Origin of the sequence: Faecalispora anaeroviscerum (assembly GCF_947568225.1) — a bacterium.
Classification (GTDB): Bacteria; Bacillota; Clostridia; order Oscillospirales; family Acutalibacteraceae; genus Faecalispora; species Faecalispora anaeroviscerum.
In genome coordinates, this window is the sequence record NZ_CANOOQ010000001.1 from 794,730 (window position 1) to 813,622 (window position 18,893).

Sequence of the window (18,893 nt, forward strand, 5' to 3'; positions counted from 1 at the left end):
ATATGATTATTGAACTGAAAAAGATCATGCTAAGTGACGGTGAAATTCTCCCGTTTTCTTATGAAATGTCTTTCTCCTCTACCACTGTAAACGGTTTTCATCCGTTTGTTTCTCCCGTTGCGGTAACAGGAACGGTTCGAAGTCATGCGGGCTCCGCAAAGTTGGATGCCCGGGTTTCCTTTGATTTTGAAATTCCCTGCGATCGCTGCACAACGGAATTCCGTACTCACTATGATCTTTCTTTTTCACATATTGTGGTGTCCTCTTTAACAGATGAGGGCAGCGACCTGTATATCGTCGCAGAGAATCATCGTTTGGATTTGGATACGCTGCTGCGGGAGGATGTTTTGTTGGAACTGCCCACCAGATTCTTGTGTTCACCAGATTGCAAGGGCCTTTGCTCGCAATGTGGACAAAACCTGAATCAGGGGATGTGCCAATGTGTTTCCCGGCAGACAGATCCTCGTTTGGCGGTTCTGAAACAGCTGATAGATTAATTTTAAAGATATAAGGAGGTGCTGATAATGGCGGTACCAAAGAGAAAATTATCCAGCGCAAGACAGAATAAGAGACGTTCCAATGTTTGGAAGCTGAGCGCCCCCGCTCTGGCAAGATGTCCGAAGTGCGGTGAGTATAAACTGGCTCACAGAGTTTGCGGCAGCTGCGGTTACTATAACGGCAGAGATGTTTTGAAAAAAGAAGCTTGATTTCTTTTTTTATTTTCGCAGAGAACAGAGAAGGAGCGATCCTTCTCTGTTTTTTCTTGACTGAAAATCAATTGTATTCGCTAAGATCATAAGCGAATACAGATTCTGCGAGATGGTTTTTGTGAAAAAAATCAAGACGAAAATTTTCTGCACAAAACAAGCAAAGCGTTTGTGTTTTTATTGTGGAATTACTTGACGAATCGCCAATTAAATGCCATAATCAAACGTATTAAAAGGCAGATACTCCAAATCGTTTTGGGGTAAAATAAAACGGTTGAATTCCAGTTCCGCGTGGCAGAAGGGCTTATGTACAAATATAGAATTTGCAAACGAAGTACATCCGGATTGCATTTATTATGCGGCTTTTATGCGGTGCTACCTAAAAACGATTTTGATGAGGGCTGTGTAATGCAGCGGTAGGAGGAAGTATAATTTGATCAAACCGATTGTGGCGGTTGTCGGCCGGCCAAACGTGGGGAAATCCACCCTGTTCAATAAGCTGATCGGCCAACGCCTTTCTATAGTAGAAGACACCCCCGGTGTTACCAGAGACCGAATCTTTGGTGACTGTGAATGGGGAAGTCATAAATTCAGTCTGGTAGATACCGGTGGAATCGAGCCGGAATCCAAGGATATCATTCTGTCTCAAATGCGGGCGCAGGCTCAGCTTGCGATTGATTCCGCAGACGTCATTGTGATGGTAACAGATCTTCGTTCCGGCGTGGTAGCGACGGATATGGAGGTTGCGGCGATGCTGCAGAAAAGCGGCCGCCCGGTGATTCTGTGCGTGAATAAGTGCGACCAGATCGGTGACCCACCGCCTGACTTTTATGAATTTTATAATCTGGGTCTTGGGGAGCCGGTTGCGGTTTCTTCTGTACACGGTCATGGCACAGGCGATTTGCTGGACCGTATTGTCGACTTCTTCCCGGAGGAAACCGGGGAGGAGGATGAAGAAGAGGTCATTCGGGTTGCTGTGATCGGGAAACCGAACGTAGGAAAATCCTCTTTGATCAACTATGTTTCCGGCGAAAACCGCAGCATTGTATCTGATATAGCCGGAACGACCCGTGATGCGATCGATACCAAAATTGAAAATGAATTCGGCATCTTTATTCTAATCGATACCGCTGGAATCCGCCGCCAGAACAAAATTGAGGATTCTGTTGAGCGATACAGCATTCTTCGTGCCGAAATGGCCATTGAGCGCTCCGATGTCTGCGTGATCATGATTGATGCCACTGTTGGCTTTACTGAGCAGGACTCTAAGGTGGCAGGCCGTGCGCATGAGGCGGGCAAGGGCTGCGTGATTGCGGTTAATAAATGGGACGCGATAGAAAAAGACGGTTATACCATGAATGAATACCGCAAGCAGTTGGAAAAAGATTTTTCCTTCATGTCCTATGCGCCCATTCTCTTTATTTCCGCCCAGACGGGGCAGAGGGTAGACCGTCTCTTTGAAACCATCAAGCATGTGGCCAGCATGAATTCTATGCGCATCAGCACCGGCATATTGAATGATATTCTGGCACAGGCTACGGCGCGCGTTCAGCCGCCTACGGATAAGGGCAAGCGCCTGAAGATTTATTACATTACTCAGGCTTCTGTGAAGCCGCCGACCTTTATTTGTTTTGTCAATTCCGAGGATTTGTTTCATTTTTCCTATCAGCGTTACCTGGAAAATCGAATTCGCGAAACCTTTGGACTAGAGGGCACTCCGATCCGGATGGTTGTTCGGGAGCGCGGGGACAAATAAGGAGGAGGATTTTCTTTGGAGAATCTACAAAACATCATTCTGGCAATCGTTCTGACCGCTTTGGTTGCGTATTTGCTGGGCAGCGTCAATTCTTCCATTCTGATTACCCGAATGTTCGGCCAAAAGACGGATATTCGCAAGATGGGCAGCGGAAATGCTGGTGCAACAAACGTGCTGCGTTCTGTCGGCAGACTGCCGGCGGCTCTAACCTTTCTCTTTGACTTTTTAAAGTGTGTTCTGGCCGTTCTGGCTGGCCGGGCTATTTTCAGCTATTTTTTTCAAATCCCCGGCATTTCTCCCGTGGTCATTGAGCAGACAGGCGCCTATATTGCCGGTATCGTGTGTATTTTGGGCCATATTTTCCCCTTGTACTTCGGCTTCCGGGGCGGCAAGGGAGTGGTGACCTCCATCGCGATGATCATGATCATCGACTGGCGCGTTTCCATTATTGTTTGGGCTGCTTTTTTCATTGCGGTATTCTGTTCTAAAATGGTTTCACTGGGCTCGATCTGCGGCGCGGCTACCTACCCGTTCGCCACCTTCTTCCTGACCTTTTTTTACGATTACCGTTCCAGCGCTACGGTGCCGCTCTCTTACGTTGTGATTGCCACGATTTCTTCCTTTATCATCGGGTGCATTATCATCATCAAGCACCGGGGGAATATCAAACGGATTCTGGATGGAACGGAAAAGAAAGTCAGTCTGCGTTCCCATAAGTCCCCACCGCAGTAATTAGAAATCATGTTATAAAAAATGCTCTTCTCCGTAAAAAAATGGGGAAGAGTGTTTTTTTATCGCTTGAGCCGGATGAAGTCCGACTTGCTTTTTATCGAAAAGCAAATCAACATTGCAGTGACCGGTATTTCCTGCGCAGGAATTATTTTGAAAAGAACAGCCGCAGACTAAAACTGTCTGCAGCTGTTCTTTGTGTGTTCCTTTGAATGGCCAAATCGAAACGGCCATAAAAAAGAAAAAAGGAACCTACATCAGGCTCCTCTAAACTTTCCGGTTTTACGTCATCAAACTGCGCGGGTCACTTTGTTGGAACGTAAACAACGGGTGCAGGCGTAAATCCGCTTCGGACTGCCGTTAACAACTGCCTTTACGCGTTTTACATTGGGCTTCCAAGTTCTGTTCGCACGTCTGTGAGAATGAGAAACTTTTATACCGAAAGCAATATCCTTGCCACAAACCTCACACTTCGCCATGTGTCTGCACCTCCTTTAAAGGGCTTTAAACTACGAAGAATATTCTAGCAAATCTAAACGCTAATTGCAAGCTTTTTTTCACTCATTTCCACAGGAATTGCAAAAATCAACCAAAATAACGGTTCTTCCGCCGCATAGCGTCCCGAATCGGTGGGGAACATTCTCTTGTCTTTTATTGGAAAACGTATTATAATGCTAACAAATCATACACTTTTACGTACAGGCAGTCAAGGCAATTCCATTGAGTGAGACAATCTTTGATTTCTTTGTCACAGGCGGAGGAATCAACACGAGCTATCTCTGCAACGGAACCGGGAACGCGGTCATATGGCTGCTGTGCTGCGAAAGGCGGTAAAAATGCTTTATCAAGTAATTCAATCCATTTTCAAAGGGTACCAAATTGATATGACCAGCGTCATCATGCAGATTTTGGCTGTTCTGGTCATCATTTTTTGCGTTTTGCCTATCCATGAGTTCGCTCACGGCTGGATGGCAAAAAAGCTGGGCGACAATACGGCGGCATATCAGGGCCGCCTGACGATCAATCCGCTGGCCAGTATCGATCCGCTCGGAGCGCTTGCAATTCTGCTGTTCGGCTTCGGTTGGGCCAAGCCTGTTCCAGTAGACCCTCGCAATTTTAAAAATCCGAAGCGCGATATGGCGATCACTGCTCTGGCAGGTCCGGTTTCCAATATTGTGGCCGCGCTGGTGGGCGCGATCCTTCTGAATGTTGCTTACCTGTTTATTGGGAGCATCCCGCATGCGATTATGATCGGAATTGCGGTGTTTTTTCAGTATTATGTTGCCATCAATGTCATGCTGGCGGTATTTAACCTGATTCCCCTGCCGCCGCTCGACGGCTCTAGAATCCTGGGAGCCTTTTTATCGGACCGCGCGATGTATCGGTATTATCAGAATCAGCAGATGATTATGCTGGCGCTGTTTGTGCTGTTGTTCCTTGGTGTTCTGGATCTTCCGCTGAGCCTGATGCAGATGTGGGTGCAGTCAGGTGTAGAATGGCTCGCAGCCCTTCCGTTCCGCCTATTCGGCGCATTTTAAGAAATGGAAAAGCTGTCATATCATCTGGATGTGTTTAACGGTCCCCTCGATCTGCTTTTGGCGTTGATTTCCAAAAACAAGGTGGAGATCTGCGAAATCTCGATTTCAGAGCTGCTCGACCAGTATCTGGAGCAGATTGGGAGAATGCAGGAGCAGCAGATGGAGGTTTCCAGCGAGTTTCTGGAGATGGCCGCACGTCTAGTATATTTAAAAACCGTTTCGCTTCTTCCCAAGAATGAAGAAGCGGAGGAACTGCGCCGAGAGCTAACCGGGCAGCTGATGGAATATCAAGAGTGGAAGCGCACGGCGCAGGCCCTAGCCGGGTTCTTTTCGTGGGACTCGTTCATTCGGCCGCCGGCGCCCTTGCCGCCGGAACGGGCGTACAGCCGTTCCCACAGCCCGGACGAGCTGCTTGCGGCATATCTCAGTGCGGCGGGAAGGGGAAAACGCTTTTTGCCCCCGCCGGCGGAATCCTTTGACGGTATTGTAACCCGCAAGCCCGTTTCGGTCGCTTCGCGGATTATCTTTGTGCTCCGCCGCTTGTGGAAGCAAACGCGGATGCCGTTTCATGATCTTTTGTGGGAAAGCCGGCAGAAATCAGATCTGGTAGCGACGTTTCTGGCGGTGCTGGAGCTAGTGAAAAATCACCGCGTCCGTGTAGACGGAGAGGACGGCGGAACAACGATTACTCTGTTGACTGGCGGTGCTGATCGATGGAAATAAAAAAATTGCAGGGTGCGATCGAAGCCATCCTGTTTTCCAGCGGGGATGCTGTTCCGCTGGAGCGAATTGCGGAAGCATTAGAACTGGATCGAGCCACGGCGGGGAGGCTCATGAAAAGCGTGATGGATTCCTTTAACCAGTCCGCCAGAGGAATCCGGATCGTACAGTTAGAAAATCAGTATCAAATGTGCAGCGCTGATGAATACGGTGAAACGGTACGGCGCACACTGGACTTAAGAAGGAATGCTCCTCTTTCACAGGCGGCGATGGAGGTTTTGGCGGTAATTGCTTACCAACAGCCGATAACCAAGGCCTTTGTGGAGCAGGTGCGCGGAGTGGACAGCTCAGGGGTGATCTCTAACCTGTGTGAAAAAGGGCTTGTGGAGGAACGGGGCCGGCTTGATTTGCCGGGTCGCCCGTTGCTGTATGGAACAACCTCTAATTTTCTTCGCTGCTTTAATCTTTCCTCCCTGCACGATCTGCCCCCGTTGCCTCAGAGCAACCGGGAGGAATCGGATGAGGAGGAAGAGGATATTTTGGAGAAAACACTTTAGGCTTTCGGACGGAGCACAAAAGCAAAGGAGGGTACGCGCCAATGACCTGGGTTTGGATTTTACTGGGCATTCTCGGCCTGTTGGCGCTGCTGCTGGCAGCTCGGGTAAAAATCCGTTTCTCCTTTGGCATGGAGGATGGATTTTCCGGAGAGGCGCGGTACCTGTTCTTCCGTTATCGCTTCCCCACAGAGGAAAAGCCAGAGAGCGAAGCTGAAAAAAAGAAAAAAGAAGAGAAAAAAACCGGCAAGCCAGACAAAAAGCAGTCTATTCGGGATATAATAAAAGAAAAGGGGTTCGCGGGATTTCTGAAATTCCTTTCTGAGCTTGCTTCCATCGCCGCGGGCGCGGCAAAACGACTGCTGTTGCACTTTGTTTTGAAGGAAATGAAGATACACGTTACCATCGGGGCGGAGGATGCGGCCACAACGGCTGTGTTGTACGGCACGATTGGCGGAGTGATTTATCCTGCGGCCAGCACGCTGGTAACGGCATTTCGATGCAGGCACTACGATGTGCGGATAACGCCAAATTTTAACGGAGAGGAACTCTCCGCGCAGATGTTTCTGGACGGAAGCGTCCGCTTGGTGTTTCTGATCACGGTTGGCTTGTACGCACTCTTGCGGTACGTTAAAATGATCCTTCGGCAAAAACGAGAAGAAGGCCGGCAGGCTGCAATGACCGGAGAAGCTGTGGGAAAATCATAATAGAGGAAACTGATAAAGAAAGAGCGGTGTAATCAAATGAGTGAACATCCAATTGAAGGCATGATGGATACGACCCTGGAGAAGATCAAGCAGATGGTGGACGTCAATTCCATTATTGGCGACCCCATAACGTCTCCGGACGGAACAATCATTATTCCGGTTTCGAAAATCTCTTACGGCTTTGGTTCCGGCGGTTCCGATCTGCCGGTAAAGACCGCCGGGGAGAAGAATATGTTCGGCGGCGGAGCTGCGGCGGGAATCACCATTCAGCCGGTAGCGTTTCTGACTATCAGCGGCGGTAATGTGCGAATGATGCAGGTCGACCCGTACCACGGCTCTGTGGATCGCGTGATCGGCATGGTACCCGAAGTGTTTGACAAGGTCAACGACATGATCGGGCAGAAGAAAGCAAAAAAATCCGCTTCCTCCACCGAATCCGGCAAGATGGACGACCCTCAAATCTAACTAATAAACCGACGCCTGCCTGCATACTATTAGCAGGCAGGTGATGAGTTTGTTAAAGAGAGTTTTTGCGGCGCTGATCGCGGCAGTTTTAACGATACCTCTTTTTTCTGCGGTATCTGCACAGACACAGGAGCAAACCAGTACGCCGGAGGTTTCCGCCAGAGCGGCGGTATTGATCGATGCGGACAGTGGCAAGATTTTGTTTGCCAAACAGGAATCTCTGCAGCTGCCCATGGCCAGCACAACGAAAATAATGACGGCGCTGCTCGCGCTGGAGCAGGCAGAGGTGAAAGACCCGGTTGTGACCGTTACGGATGAGATGGTTCGGGTGGAAGGTTCCTCCATGGGGCTGATGCCCGGGAACAAGCTTCATCTGAGCGATCTTGCTGTGGGCATGCTGATGGTTTCGGGCAACGATGCCGCCAATACCGCGGCAATAGCCATGGCCGGTAGCGCTGCCAAATTTGCAGAGCTGATGAATGCCCGTGCGCAGGAAATCGGCATGAAGAACACGCACTTCGTTACCCCCTCCGGTCTTGATTCGGCTATGCACTATTCCACTGCGTACGACATGGCGCTTTTGGGTGCCGAGGCTTTAAATAACAGCCGGTTCGCCGGCATCGTGTCGCAAAAGCAAATGACCGTAAAATTCATCAACCCGGAGCAGACGATCAGCTACGGAAACCATAACCGCCTGCTTAGTCTGTATCCGGACAGCATCGGTATTAAAACCGGCTTTACCAAAAAGGCGGGGCGGTGTTTGGTCAGCGCAGCTCAGCGGGATGGCGTCCGCCTTGTGGCCGTTACCCTCAATGCGCCGAATGACTGGGACGATCACAGTAAGCTCTTTAACTATGGTTTTGCTAAGCTGCATTCGTTTACTCCGGATACTGCCGCCTTGCGTTATACCCTTCCCGTCGTCGGCGGTACGGCCGAGACTGTTTCGATTGTTCCGGGTACAGCAGACAGCATTTCGCTAACGGATGACGAGATCGCTCGAATGAAGCAGCAGGTGGAGCTGCCGCGTTTTGTTTATGCACCCATCCGGGAAGGCGAAATGCTAGGCACGGTCAGCTATTTGCTGGACGGGAAGGTCATACTTGAGGTTCCGCTTTTGGCGGAGCAGGTGGTAGAGTGCCCGCAGCCGCAAAAAACACGAATGGAAAAAATATGGGACAGAATTAAATCGATTTTTCAATAAATCAGAAAATTCAGTAAGGAAGTAATTTATGGCAAAAGACGTTAGACTGCAAAAAATGCTCGCTGACAGCGGCATCGCATCCCGCCGAAAAGCGGAGGAAATGATTGCCGCAGGTGCCGTACGTGTGAACGGCATGGTGGCGAAGATTGGCGACAAGGTGGACGTACACAAGGATAAAGTGACGGTTCACGGGAGAAATGTTGCAAAGCGCACTAAAAATGTATATATTATGCTGCATAAGCCCCGCGGATTTATTACAACTATGAGTGATGAAATGGAGCGCAAATGCGTGGCGGAGCTCGTCAGCGAGATTCCGGAACGGGTTTATCCCGTAGGGAGGCTTGACAGAGAATCGGAGGGCCTGCTTCTGATGACAAACGACGGCGCGTTTGCGAATGCGATGACGCACCCGTCGAAACATGTATCGAAAACATATCGTGTTACCGTACGCCCCGGCGTAACGGAGGATCAGCTCACGCAGATCGCCGTTGGAATTGTGATTGACGGCCAGAAAACTGCGCCGGCCAATGTGCATATTATTTCTCAGGAGCCGGGCAGAGTCGTACTGGAAGTCGTATTGTACGAGGGCCGCAACCGCGAAATTCGAAAGATGTGCGAAGCTCTGGGACTGGATGTAGCCAGACTGAAGCGCATCTCTGTCGGCCCCGTTCGCATGGGTATGCTTCAGCCCGGCCAGTGGCGGAATTTGACCGGGGAAGAGGTCAAACGACTAATGGCTGCAGCAAAAGGGGACAAGGAACCCGAGCCGGAGCCCGAGCCAGAGAAGACTAAAACCGCCGCCAGGCCCGCAGTACGCCGCAAGCCAAAATTTTCTCCTAAAAAATAATGCCGAAGACGGAATGGTTCCTAATTTGAACATTCCGTCTTTTTCAGCGGTTACTCATATTTCTATTGATTTTTTTGTGTGTTTCGGCTTGTTATTCCTATGGGAATACAGTATAATAATACCAAGTATTGATTGTTGAATTATGGATTCATTTTCGTTTTTTTGGAGAAGAAAGAATGAAATTGGGCATAAGTCATTGGTCATCTGTATGATTTGTATCGTGAAAAATAGTATATTGCAAAGGAATGGAGGAACAAAAACATGAGTGTTGTCGGCAATAAAGAATTGCTACAAAGCGCTCGCGATGCTGCTGAGAGTAAAAAAGTGTATCAGCGTATTTCCCTCTTGGTAGACGAAGGCTCCTTTCAGGAATTGGATGCTTATGCAAAATCTGCTGACCATTCGGCAGAAGTTGTAACCGGCTTCGGGTATGTCGGCGGGTTACCGGTCTATGTTTTTGCACAGGACAGCGAAGTCGACGGGGGAGCAATGTCCAAATCGCAGGCGTATAAGATTCGCAAGCTGTATGATCTGGCGTTGAAAACCGGAACACCGGTTGTGGGAATCTATGATTCTGTGGGCGGACATCTGAAAGAAGGGGCCGAGCTGCTCGCGGCGTATGGAGAAATTTTGCTGAAAAGCAATAATTTGTCCGGTGTGGTTCCTCAAATTTCTGTTGTACTCGGTCCCTGTGTAGGCACCTCTGCTCTGATTGCAGCCTGCGCCGACTTTGTTGTTATGGCGGAAAATGCAACTTTCACTGTGGAAACAGGCGATGAGGACGGCTCCGCAAAAGCGGCGGCCAAACTGGGACTGGCCCATTGGGTAGAGAAAACCGAAGAAGAGGCTCTGGACAGAGCACGTCAGGTGCTTTGCCGCCTGCCTTCGAATAACCTGGCTTTGGCTCCGGAGGCCGACACTCTCGGTGTTTGCAGCAATTCCGAGCTGCAGGAGGGTGCAAAGGTAACAGACATTATTTCTGCGGTTGTGGATGACGGCAGTTTCATGGAGTTCTGCCCCGAATATGGCACCTCCGCTATTACTGGTCTAGCACTGATTAACGGGACTTCCGTCGGAATGATCGCTTACCGCGATGTGGTCGGTTCCTACTGCTGCTCGAAGGCCGCCCGGTTCGTTCGCTTCTGTGACGCGTTTTCTCTGCCACTGATTACGATTGTGGACGCTGATAAGTTTGCGTCTCTGCGCGAGGCTGCAAAGCTCTCCGCCGCGTATTCCGAGGCTACTACCGTTAAGATCACCGTGATTTCCGGCCAAGCTGTGGGTGCATTCTATATTGCTACCGCAGGCCGTGGAGCCAACGCGGATGTAACAATGGCATGGACCAGCGCGGTGGTATCTCCCATTTCGCCTTCCGCGGCCGCTCTGTTCCAGTCCGGCGATCAGCTGGCTGGCTCAGAAAATCCCATCGAGCAGCGCAAACAGCTGATTGAAGATTATAAAACGACTCAGGCGTCGCCGTTTGCGGCAGCGGCTGACGGTTATGTGGAAGATATTATTCTTCCGGAAGAAACCCGCCAAAAGCTGGTTTCTAACTTGGAGATGCTGGCCGGCAAGCGTGTTTCCACCCTGCCGAAAAAGCACAGCAATATTCCGATGTAAAAAGTTCGTTTTATTATCGATTGAATGAAAAGGGGATATGAAAATGAAAAATCTCAAAATCACCGTAAACGGTGTCGCTTATAACGTGCAGGTAGAAGAAACCAACGCTGCGGCTCCGGCTGTACCTGTAGCTGCTCCGGCTCCTGTTGCTGCCCCCGCTCCCGTGGCAGTTGCACCGGCCCCGGCCCCTGTTGCTGCCCCTGCTCCGGCTCCTGCTGCTCCTAAGGCGGCAAAGCCGGCGGCCGGCGCAAACTCCCTAAGCGCTCCTATGCCCGGTACAATTCTGAACATTGCTGTTTCTGCCGGTGATTCCGTCAAAAAAGGGCAGGTTCTGCTGATTCTCGAGGCCATGAAGATGGAAAACGAGATCATGGCTCCGCAGGACGGCGTGATTGCCGGTGTTCATGTATCGAAGGGTGACGCCGTGAATCCCGGCGACGCTCTCGTATCCTTCCAGTAAGGGAGGCTAAATCATGGCTAAAAAAATAGGAATTACCGAAACCGTTCTGCGCGATGCGCATCAGTCCTTGATTGCTACCAGAATGTCAACAGAAGAAATGCTCCCGATCCTACCGCAGCTGGATGAAGTGGGCTTTCATTCTCTGGAGTGCTGGGGTGGCGCCACGTTCGACGCCTGCCTGCGCTTTCTGAATGAAGACCCCTGGGACAGACTGCGCACCATCCGCCGTCTTTGCCCCAAAACCAAACTGCAAATGCTGTTCCGCGGCCAGAACATGCTTGGCTACCGCCATTATGCAGATGATGTTGTCGATTATTTCGTACAGCGCAGCGTCGCAAACGGTATCGATGTCATCCGTATTTTTGACGCGCTGAACGACTTGCGCAACCTTGAGCGAGCCATCAAGGCCGCCAAGAAAGAGGGCGCACACGCTCAGGTTGGTATTTCTTACACGACCGGACCCGTCTTCACGAATGAGTATTATATCGACTATGCCAAACGGATTCAAGAAGCCGGTGCAGATTCGATCTGCATTAAGGATATGGCTGCTCTGCTGACTCCGTATCGTACAGAAGAGCTTGTGGGGGCGCTCAAATCCGCTGTGGATCTGCCGATTCAGCTGCATACCCACTACACTTCCGGCCTTGCCTCCATGTGCATAATGAAGGGTGTGGAAGCCGGCGTGGATTTGGTAGATACTGCGATGTCGCCGTTGGCTCTGGGTACCTCTCACGCGCCGACAGAATCGATTGTCGCTGCATTTGAAGGTACTGAGTACGATACCGGCCTGGATCTGGTTCTTCTCAACGAAATTCGCGAGTATTTCATGACTCTGCGTGAGAAGTATATCAACAATGGCCTGTTGGATCCCCAGCTGCTGGCGACCAACACAAAGGCGCTGCATTATCAAGTACCCGGTGGCATGCTGTCAAACCTGCTCTCTCAGCTCAAGCAGGCCGGCAAGGCCGACCAGCTGGAAGAGGTGCTGCAGGAGGTTCCGCGTGTCCGTCAGGATTCCGGTTATCCGCCTCTGGTAACGCCTACCTCTCAGATCGTCGGTTCACAGGCTGTGTTCAACGTCATCACCGGCGAGCGGTATAAGATGTGTACAAAGGAATTTAAGGATATGGTAGCCGGCAAGTATGGCAAGACTCCGGTTGAGATTGATCCTGCATTCCAGAAAAAGATTATCGGCAACGAAACGCCGATTACCTGCCGTCCGGCGGATCTGCTTTCTCCTGAGCTGGAAACCCTGCGCAAGGAAGCGGCTCAGTGGACAGAGCAGGAAGAGGACGTTTTGTCCTATGCACAGTTCCCGAAGGTGGCCGAAGATTTCTTCCGTAAGCGCCGCGATGCCAAATACGGCATTAACAGCAAGCTTGGGAACGAAGAGAAGCAGGTTCACCCTGTTTGATGTAATCTGAATTGTATTCATAACAGTCCCAGGGCCTGTTTCAGGCGCTGGGGCTGTTATTCCTTGCTGGCTCCTTTTTCCTCCTATCAAACCGGCGATTGCTTCTCTGCGCAATCGGTGTAAAAACGTAAAATTTTTATAGAAATCTATTTTTAAAGTGGCATTGCAATAACAAACGACGAAGGTTGCAATTGTGTAATAAAACTGGTAAAATGAAGTGATAATACTTTGAAAGCTGGGCTTTCGCAATCTTACTAACGTTGGGATGATACGCCATGATAAAAAGTATGACGGGGTATGGCCGCGCAGAAGGAACCCTGGATGGGCGATATATCATAGTAGAAATCAAATCGGTCAATCATCGGTATTTCGAGTTTAACTCAAAAATCACTCGGGGCTATTCCTTTCTGGATGAAAAGCTGAAGGCGCTGCTGCAGCAGGGAATCTCCCGCGGCAAGGTGGATGTTTTCGTTTCAGTTGAAACGCTGGAGGACGCCGATGCACAGGTTCTTGTGAACCATTCGATGGCTGCGGGCTATTTGAATGCGCTGGTAGAGCTGCGCGACAAGTATGCTTTAAGGGATGATATCACTGTGATGGGTTTGGCCCGGTACAGTGATATCTTTACCGTTCACCGCACGCCGGAAGATGAGGATCAGATCTGGGAGATCGTTTCTCAGGTGACCAAACAGGCTTTAGAGCAGCTGCTCCAAATGAGAGAACGGGAAGGAACCCGTCTAAAGGAGGACATCCTGGCCCGCGCCCAAACGATTTTGTCTTTGGTACAGGCGGTGGAAGAGCGTTCCCCTGTTACCGTACAGGAATACCAGCAAAAGCTGCTGGCCCGCCTGCAGGATGTTCTGCACGAAAGCAATATTGATGAGCAGCGCATGTTGACGGAAGCCGCTATTTTCGCCGACAAAATTGCTGTGGCGGAAGAAACCGTGCGCCTGCGCAGCCATTTTGACCAGATGAACCTGATGCTGGAATCCTCTGAGGCCATTGGCAGAAAACTGGATTTTCTGGTTCAGGAAATGAATCGCGAAACAAATACCATCGGTTCCAAGGCGTCTGATTCTCAGATCGCTTATATGGTGGTAAATATGAAAGCTGAAATTGAAAAGATCAGAGAACAGATTCAGAATATTGAATAGTCATTCTTAGGAGGAAGCACTGCATGAAACTAATTAACATTGGTTTTGGCAATATGGTGTCCGCCAATCGTCTGGTGGCAATTGTCAGCCCGGAATCCGCACCGATCAAGCGCATTATACAGGATGCTAAGGAGCGCGGCACTTTGATTGACGCAACCTATGGCAGACGTACCCGTGCGGTGATCGTCACAGACAGCGATCATGTGATTCTGTCTGCTGTTCAGCCCGAAACGGTTGCCAACCGACTGAATGATCGGGATGAAGATATCGCGGATGAGGAGCTGGATGAGGATGACTAAAGGTTTGTTGCTGGTGTTTTCGGGACCGTCGGGGGTAGGAAAGGATACGGTGCTGCATGAACTGCTGCACCAAAACGACTCCGCGAGGTTATCGGTTTCCGCTACCACCCGCAGCCCTCGACCCGGTGAGGTAGACGGCAAGGACTATTTCTTCGTGACCCGTGAGCGCTTTCAGGCAATGATCGAGCACGGTGATATGCTGGAATACGCTGAATACTGCGGCAATTTTTACGGCACGCCCGCTGAGCCTGTGCGCAAGTGGCAGGAGCAGGGATTTGACGTAATTTTAGAGATCGAAGTACAGGGCGGTGCCCAGATCAAACAGAAACATCCGGGCTGTGTCAGTGTTTTTTTGCTGCCGCCGTCGCTGGAGGTTCTGGAATCACGGCTGCGCCACCGCGCTTCTGACACCGAAGAGGTGATTCAGAAGCGGATGACATCCGCGTGCGGTGAGATTCAGGAGGCAAAGCACTACGATTATTTGATTGTGAATGATACAGTAGACCACGCGGTAGAGCAGATTTGTGCCATTTTGTGTTCAGAAAAGCTCCGCTTTAGCCGCGCCGATGCTGATATTGAAAGGATGCTGAATTATGCTAAGACCATCTCATGAGGCTTTTTCTCCGAAAAATTTGAGCCAATACTCGATTGTAGTTGCAGTTGCAAAACGTGCACGAGAAATCGCGGATGATGCCGAAAAGGCAGGAGATATTTTAATCGAAAAACCAGTAGATCTGGCAGTGCGGGATTTTATTCGGCATAAATACAGAATCATTTTACCAGTCCAGGAGAAGAATGATTCTTCTTTTTATGAGTAATCGCGGCAGGTGAAATAACTTCATGGAACAAATGACCGCGGTCGGCGTGGCCGTTGAGAACACGGCATATCATTTTGACAAAGAGTTTACGTATTTTCTGCCGGCGGGGATGCAGGCCGCAGCCGGCTGCCGGGTGGTGGTGCCCTTTGGCAGCGGCAACCGTAAAAGGCAGGGAATGATTCTCTCTGTGCAGTCCTGCCAACAGCCCGAGCTGCTGAAATCGGTAACGGCTGTGCTGGATCAAACGCCCTTGCTTTCCGCGGAACAAATCCTGATGGTGCCCTGGCTAAAGGAACACTACTTTTGCAGTTTGTTTGACGCGGTGAAGCTGCTGCTTCCCGCTGGAATTAATTTTAAAATTTCCACACAGTATGCTCTGGCTGTTCCAAAGCAGGATTTCTCTGAACAGGATTTCTCCGACACAGAGGTTCTTGTGCTGAAGCGCCTTTCCCACAAGGCTGCGACTGAGGAAGAACTCTTGCAGATTCTGGACTCCAGACATGGCCCTTCGGTATTGGAGCGCCTTTGCGCTCTTGGCATCATCCAAAAGGAGAGCGCGGTTACCCGCCGGATCGGCGATGCTATGCGGAAAATGATCCGGCTTAGTGCGGAAGAAATGCCGGATTCTCTTCCCCCTAAGCAGCGGGAGGTTTTCGAGCTTTTGCTTTCGATCGGCTGCGTATCGGTAAAAGAGCTGTGTTATTTCGCGGGAGTTACGGCATCTGTGCCGGACGCTTTGGTGAAAAAGGGTCTGGCAGCCTATTATGAAGAGGAGCAGTTCCGGAATCCGTACGAAGAGAGGCAGGAATCTGCCGAAGCGGTGGAGGTCTCTCTCTCTCCGGAGCAGCAGTCCGCCTATGAAGGGCTTTTGAGCCGGTATCGTTCCGGTGCGGCGGTGTCTTTGCTGTATGGCATAACCGGCAGCGGAAAAACACAGGTTTACCTGCGGCTGATTGAGGATGTGATCGCCGATGGCCGTGCCGTGATTGTGATGGTGCCGGAGATTTCTCTGACCCCGCAGACGGTGGCTCTGTTTCATCAGAGGTATGGCAGGCAGGTCGCGGTCTTTCACAGCGGGCTTTCTCTGGGAGAACGGCTCGATGAATGGAAGCGGGTCAAAAACGGACAGGCTAAGATTGTCGTGGGAACCCGGTCTGCTGTATTTGCGCCCTTTGAGCGCCTGGGCCTGATCGTAATGGATGAGGAGCAGGAGGCAACGTATAAATCGGAATCCGCGCCTCGCTACCATGCGCGCGACGTGGCGAAATTCCGGTGTGCGTACCACAAAGCGCTTTTGCTGCTTTGCTCCGCCACGCCATCGGTAGAAACCACCTACTTTGCCCAAAAGGGCCGGTATTCGATGCTTCCGCTTCCCAGCAGATATGGCACGGCTCAACTGCCGCAGGTATCTATTGCGGATATGAACCAGGAAATTCTTCGCGGAAATTCCTCGGTATTCAGCGGGGAGCTTCAGGAGGCCCTAACGGAAACTATCGCCAAGCGCGAGCAGGCGATCCTGCTGCTGAACCGGCGTGGGTATCATACCTTTGCTACGTGCAAATCGTGCAATTCCGTAGTAAGCTGCCCGAATTGCAGTATTTCCTTAACGTACCACGCGGCAAATCACCGCCTGATGTGCCATTACTGCGGCTATTCCATACCGGCTACCCGGCGCTGCCCAAGCTGTGGGCAGGATGAGGTTCGCTTTTCCGGTGCGGGAACCCAAAGAGCTGAAGAACAGCTGGCGCAGCTGTTCCCCCAGGCCCGAATTCTACGACTGGACACCGACAGCACCATGGGGCGCTTTTCCTACGAAAAAAAACTGAGCCGCTTTGAAAACGGAGAATACGATATGATTGTCGGAACCCAGATGGTTGCAAAAGGCTTGGATTTTGCCAATGTAACGCTGGTGGGAGTGCTTTCCGCCGATCAGTCTCTTTATGGGGATGATTTCCGATGTTCCGAACGTTCTTTTGATCTTCTGACCCAGGTGGTCGGTCGATCTGGGCGAGGCTCGTTCCACGGCCGCGCCATCATCCAGACCTTTACGCCCGAAAATCGGGTAATCCGTCTGGCGGCGGCGCAGGACTATGACACCTTTTACCGGGAAGAGATCCAGTTCCGGCAAGCAATGCTGTACCCGCCATTTGCTGATTTTGTACTGATTGGCTTTGTCGGGCAAAAGGAAGAGCAGGTGTGTCAGGCCAGCCTGTATTTTATGAATCTGCTGCGTAATCTGGCCGGCCGGGACTATTCGGACCTGCCGCTGCGTGTGTTGGCCCCCTCACCGGCACTGGTGACGAAGGTCAGCAATAAATATCGGTATCAGCTGCTGATCAAATGCAGAAATGACAAGCGGCTGCGCGCGATGCTTTCGCGTCTTTGCGTTGAGTTTTCCGCCGAACGGCGCTTTGCGCAGGTTACGGCTTTTGTGGATACAAATCCTGTGTCCGCCCTTTAGTTGCCGATGAATGGAGGAATATAACATGGCAATCCGTAAAATTGTACAGGATGGCGACCCGATTCTGACGAAGGTGTGCCGTCCCGTTGAGAAATTTGATGATAAGTTGGCTACCCTTTTAGATGATATGAGGGAAACGGTACTTACCGCGAACGGGGCGGGGCTTGCCGCCAATCAGGTAGGAATTCTTCGCCGTGCAATCGTTGTGGTAAATATTGAGGACGACAGTATTATTGAGCTGGTGAATCCGGAAATCATTGAGAGTGACGGAGAACAGGACGGTGCCGAGGGCTGCCTGTCCTTCCCGGGACAGTATGGCATGGTCAAGCGCCCGATGCACGTAAAGGTTCGCGCGCAGAATCGCAAAGGAACTTTCTTTGAGATTGAGGGCACTGAATTTTTGGCACGTGCCTTCTGCCACGAAACCGATCATCTGAACGGAATTGTATTTAAGCAGCGCGCCAGCCGTATTCTGGCTGAGGATGAGCTGGAATAAACACACAGGAGGAATACCCGATGCGGATCGTTTTTATGGGAACACCAGATTTTGCGGTTCCCTGTTTGCAGGCTCTGCTGGATGCCGGACACGAGGTGTGCGGGGTATTCACTCAGCCAGATAAGCCAAAGGGCCGGGGCTATGCACTGGCCCCGCCGCCGGTAAAGGAGCTTGCGCTGGAACAGGGGATTCCCGTATATCAGCCAGCTACTCTGCGTACACAGGAGGCTGCCGAGTTGATCGCTTCCCTGCAGCCCGAAGTGATTGTGGTTGTGGCATATGGAAAGTTACTGCCGAAAGAAGTTTTGCAGATTCCGCAACATGGCTGCATCAACGTTCATGCTTCTCTGCTGCCGAAATATCGCGGCGCAGCGCCGATCCAATGGGCTGTCATCAATGGAGATGAAGTGACCGGCGTTGCCACGATGCAAATGGATGAGGGCCTCGATACCGGCGACATTCTGCTGACGGAGGAAACAAAAATCAGCGAGGATGAGACCTCCGGCGAGCTGTTCGACCGCCTGCGGGAGCTGGGTGCACGCGTTTTACTGGAAACGCTTCGGCAGCTTCAGGCCGGCACCCTTAAACACAGGCCGCAAGGCGAAGAAGGTGCCAGCTACGCGTCGATGCTTAGCCGTGACTTATCTGTAATTGATTGGAGCCGTTCTGCCCGCGAAATTCACAATCTTGTGCGCGGACTTTCTCCTTGGCCAGTGGCCTCTTCCATATACCAGGGAAAACGAATCAAGATCTATCAAACGCAGGTTTGCGAGGATATACCCGGCAACCCGGGTCAGGTTCTCCCCGGAAAAGACTTTCTCGTCTGCTGCGGACAAAACACAGTGCTGAAACTGATCACAGTTCAATACGAAGGCGGTAAACGCATGGGTGGCTCCGATTTTCTGCGGGGGCATCCGGTGTCGCCGGAAACCCAAATGGGATTCTGA

At 51.0% G+C, this 18,893-nt stretch carries 22 protein-coding genes; 21 read left to right on the forward strand and 1 reads right to left on the reverse strand.

Annotated elements, in window-relative coordinates:
- Positions 1–2 precede the first annotated feature (2 nt).
- The 4 genes from QOS46_RS03910 (at position 3) to plsY (ending at position 3,195) form a co-directional block, all read left to right on the forward strand.
- A complete protein-coding gene (locus QOS46_RS03910) occupies positions 3–497 on the forward strand; it encodes a YceD family protein (protein WP_283607423.1) in 495 nt (164 codons plus the stop codon).
- Positions 498–524: 27 nt separating this feature from the next.
- Positions 525–707 (forward strand): 50S ribosomal protein L32, encoded by a 183-nt coding sequence (rpmF, locus tag QOS46_RS03915; protein WP_035316903.1) that lies wholly within the window; start codon positions 525–527, stop codon positions 705–707.
- A gap of 433 nt (positions 708–1,140) precedes the next feature.
- A complete protein-coding gene (der, locus tag QOS46_RS03920; RefSeq protein ID WP_283607424.1) occupies positions 1,141–2,463 on the forward strand; it encodes a ribosome biogenesis GTPase Der in 1,323 nt (440 codons plus the stop codon).
- A 15-nt stretch (positions 2,464–2,478) separates the two neighbouring features.
- Positions 2,479–3,195 carry a glycerol-3-phosphate 1-O-acyltransferase PlsY gene (gene plsY, locus QOS46_RS03925; RefSeq protein ID WP_283607425.1) on the forward strand — a complete coding sequence of 239 codons (717 nt, stop codon included), beginning with the start codon at positions 2,479–2,481 and terminating at the stop codon, positions 3,193–3,195.
- Between the two features lie 287 nt (positions 3,196–3,482).
- Here plsY and rpmB read toward each other — a convergent pair whose 3' ends face one another.
- Positions 3,483–3,671: a 50S ribosomal protein L28 gene (gene rpmB / locus QOS46_RS03930; RefSeq protein ID WP_074432602.1), complete on the reverse strand. Its 189-nt coding sequence runs from the start codon at positions 3,669–3,671 to the stop codon at positions 3,483–3,485.
- Between the two features lie 357 nt (positions 3,672–4,028).
- On the opposite strand from rpmB, the gene QOS46_RS03935 reads away from it, so the two are divergent.
- The 17 genes from QOS46_RS03935 to fmt all read left to right on the forward strand — a co-directional run bounded on the left by QOS46_RS03935 (position 4,029) and on the right by fmt (position 18,893).
- Positions 4,029–4,730: a site-2 protease family protein gene (locus QOS46_RS03935; RefSeq protein WP_283607426.1), complete on the forward strand. Its 702-nt coding sequence runs from the start codon at positions 4,029–4,031 to the stop codon at positions 4,728–4,730.
- A gap of 3 nt (positions 4,731–4,733) precedes the next feature.
- Positions 4,734–5,453: a segregation and condensation protein A gene (locus tag QOS46_RS03940; RefSeq protein WP_283607427.1), complete on the forward strand. Its 720-nt coding sequence runs from the start codon at positions 4,734–4,736 to the stop codon at positions 5,451–5,453.
- Positions 5,444–6,007 carry an SMC-Scp complex subunit ScpB gene (gene scpB, locus QOS46_RS03945; RefSeq protein ID WP_283607428.1) on the forward strand — a complete coding sequence of 188 codons (564 nt, stop codon included), beginning with the start codon at positions 5,444–5,446 and terminating at the stop codon, positions 6,005–6,007. Before QOS46_RS03940 ends, scpB begins: the two co-directional genes overlap by 10 nt.
- A gap of 41 nt (positions 6,008–6,048) precedes the next feature.
- Positions 6,049–6,711: a DUF2953 domain-containing protein gene (locus QOS46_RS03950; RefSeq protein WP_283607429.1), complete on the forward strand. Its 663-nt coding sequence runs from the start codon at positions 6,049–6,051 to the stop codon at positions 6,709–6,711.
- Between the two features lie 36 nt (positions 6,712–6,747).
- The gene (gene ytfJ / locus QOS46_RS03955; RefSeq protein WP_283607430.1) at positions 6,748–7,176 is read left to right on the forward strand and encodes a GerW family sporulation protein; all 429 of its coding nucleotides are present in this window, start codon (positions 6,748–6,750) and stop codon (positions 7,174–7,176) included.
- 43 nt (positions 7,177–7,219) lie between these two features.
- Positions 7,220–8,377, forward strand: coding sequence for a D-alanyl-D-alanine carboxypeptidase family protein (locus QOS46_RS03960; RefSeq protein WP_283607431.1), 1,158 nt, complete (start codon positions 7,220–7,222; stop codon positions 8,375–8,377).
- 28 nt (positions 8,378–8,405) lie between these two features.
- Complete coding sequence (locus tag QOS46_RS03965) at positions 8,406–9,224, forward strand: pseudouridine synthase (protein ID WP_283607432.1); 819 nt, start codon at positions 8,406–8,408, stop codon at positions 9,222–9,224.
- Positions 9,225–9,485: 261 nt separating this feature from the next.
- Positions 9,486–10,844, forward strand: coding sequence for a carboxyl transferase domain-containing protein (locus tag QOS46_RS03970; protein ID WP_283607433.1), 1,359 nt, complete (start codon positions 9,486–9,488; stop codon positions 10,842–10,844).
- A 43-nt stretch (positions 10,845–10,887) separates the two neighbouring features.
- A complete protein-coding gene (locus tag QOS46_RS03975) occupies positions 10,888–11,304 on the forward strand; it encodes a biotin/lipoyl-containing protein (RefSeq protein ID WP_283607434.1) in 417 nt (138 codons plus the stop codon).
- Positions 11,305–11,317: 13 nt separating this feature from the next.
- Positions 11,318–12,718, forward strand: a complete 1,401-nt coding sequence (locus QOS46_RS03980) for an oxaloacetate decarboxylase subunit alpha (RefSeq protein WP_283607435.1) — start codon at positions 11,318–11,320, stop codon at positions 12,716–12,718.
- A 275-nt stretch (positions 12,719–12,993) separates the two neighbouring features.
- Positions 12,994–13,872, forward strand: a complete 879-nt coding sequence (locus QOS46_RS03985) for a YicC/YloC family endoribonuclease (protein WP_283607436.1) — start codon at positions 12,994–12,996, stop codon at positions 13,870–13,872.
- A gap of 23 nt (positions 13,873–13,895) precedes the next feature.
- Positions 13,896–14,171 (forward strand): extracellular matrix/biofilm regulator RemA, encoded by a 276-nt coding sequence (gene remA, locus QOS46_RS03990; RefSeq protein WP_283607437.1) that lies wholly within the window; start codon positions 13,896–13,898, stop codon positions 14,169–14,171.
- On the forward strand, positions 14,158–14,784 hold the full coding sequence (gene gmk / locus QOS46_RS03995) for a guanylate kinase (protein WP_283607438.1): 627 nt from the start codon (positions 14,158–14,160) through the stop codon (positions 14,782–14,784). The genes remA and gmk overlap by 14 nt, the downstream gene beginning before the upstream one ends.
- The gene (locus tag QOS46_RS04000) at positions 14,765–14,989 is read left to right on the forward strand and encodes a DNA-directed RNA polymerase subunit omega (RefSeq protein WP_283607439.1); all 225 of its coding nucleotides are present in this window, start codon (positions 14,765–14,767) and stop codon (positions 14,987–14,989) included. Before gmk ends, QOS46_RS04000 begins: the two co-directional genes overlap by 20 nt.
- A 22-nt stretch (positions 14,990–15,011) precedes the next feature.
- Positions 15,012–17,450 (forward strand): primosomal protein N', encoded by a 2,439-nt coding sequence (priA, locus tag QOS46_RS04005; protein ID WP_283607440.1) that lies wholly within the window; start codon positions 15,012–15,014, stop codon positions 17,448–17,450.
- 25 nt (positions 17,451–17,475) lie between these two features.
- Positions 17,476–17,946, forward strand: a complete 471-nt coding sequence (gene def, locus QOS46_RS04010; RefSeq protein ID WP_283607441.1) for a peptide deformylase — start codon at positions 17,476–17,478, stop codon at positions 17,944–17,946.
- A gap of 20 nt (positions 17,947–17,966) precedes the next feature.
- A complete protein-coding gene (fmt, locus tag QOS46_RS04015; protein WP_283607442.1) occupies positions 17,967–18,893 on the forward strand; it encodes a methionyl-tRNA formyltransferase in 927 nt (308 codons plus the stop codon).

Bases quoted from the DNA above. Each gene is read 5' to 3' on its own strand.
- QOS46_RS03910 (WP_283607423.1), top strand. From the start codon at position 3: ATGATTATTGAACTGAAAAAGATCATGCTAAGTGACGGTGAAATTCTC.
- rpmF (WP_035316903.1), top strand. From the start codon at position 525: ATGGCGGTACCAAAGAGAAAATTATCCAGCGCAAGACAGAATAAGAGA.
- rpmB (WP_074432602.1), bottom strand. From the start codon at position 3,671: ATGGCGAAGTGTGAGGTTTGTGGCAAGGATATTGCTTTCGGTATAAAA.
- QOS46_RS03935 (WP_283607426.1), top strand. From the start codon at position 4,029: ATGCTTTATCAAGTAATTCAATCCATTTTCAAAGGGTACCAAATTGAT.
- QOS46_RS03940 (WP_283607427.1), top strand. From the start codon at position 4,734: ATGGAAAAGCTGTCATATCATCTGGATGTGTTTAACGGTCCCCTCGAT.
- scpB (WP_283607428.1), top strand. From the start codon at position 5,444: ATGGAAATAAAAAAATTGCAGGGTGCGATCGAAGCCATCCTGTTTTCC.
- QOS46_RS03950 (WP_283607429.1), top strand. From the start codon at position 6,049: ATGACCTGGGTTTGGATTTTACTGGGCATTCTCGGCCTGTTGGCGCTG.
- ytfJ (WP_283607430.1), top strand. From the start codon at position 6,748: ATGAGTGAACATCCAATTGAAGGCATGATGGATACGACCCTGGAGAAG.
- QOS46_RS03960 (WP_283607431.1), top strand. From the start codon at position 7,220: ATGAGTTTGTTAAAGAGAGTTTTTGCGGCGCTGATCGCGGCAGTTTTA.
- QOS46_RS03965 (WP_283607432.1), top strand. From the start codon at position 8,406: ATGGCAAAAGACGTTAGACTGCAAAAAATGCTCGCTGACAGCGGCATC.
- QOS46_RS03970 (WP_283607433.1), top strand. From the start codon at position 9,486: ATGAGTGTTGTCGGCAATAAAGAATTGCTACAAAGCGCTCGCGATGCT.
- QOS46_RS03975 (WP_283607434.1), top strand. From the start codon at position 10,888: ATGAAAAATCTCAAAATCACCGTAAACGGTGTCGCTTATAACGTGCAG.
- QOS46_RS03980 (WP_283607435.1), top strand. From the start codon at position 11,318: ATGGCTAAAAAAATAGGAATTACCGAAACCGTTCTGCGCGATGCGCAT.
- QOS46_RS03985 (WP_283607436.1), top strand. From the start codon at position 12,994: ATGATAAAAAGTATGACGGGGTATGGCCGCGCAGAAGGAACCCTGGAT.
- remA (WP_283607437.1), top strand. From the start codon at position 13,896: ATGAAACTAATTAACATTGGTTTTGGCAATATGGTGTCCGCCAATCGT.
- gmk (WP_283607438.1), top strand. From the start codon at position 14,158: ATGAGGATGACTAAAGGTTTGTTGCTGGTGTTTTCGGGACCGTCGGGG.
- QOS46_RS04000 (WP_283607439.1), top strand. From the start codon at position 14,765: ATGCTAAGACCATCTCATGAGGCTTTTTCTCCGAAAAATTTGAGCCAA.
- priA (WP_283607440.1), top strand. From the start codon at position 15,012: ATGGAACAAATGACCGCGGTCGGCGTGGCCGTTGAGAACACGGCATAT.
- def (WP_283607441.1), top strand. From the start codon at position 17,476: ATGGCAATCCGTAAAATTGTACAGGATGGCGACCCGATTCTGACGAAG.
- fmt (WP_283607442.1), top strand. From the start codon at position 17,967: ATGCGGATCGTTTTTATGGGAACACCAGATTTTGCGGTTCCCTGTTTG.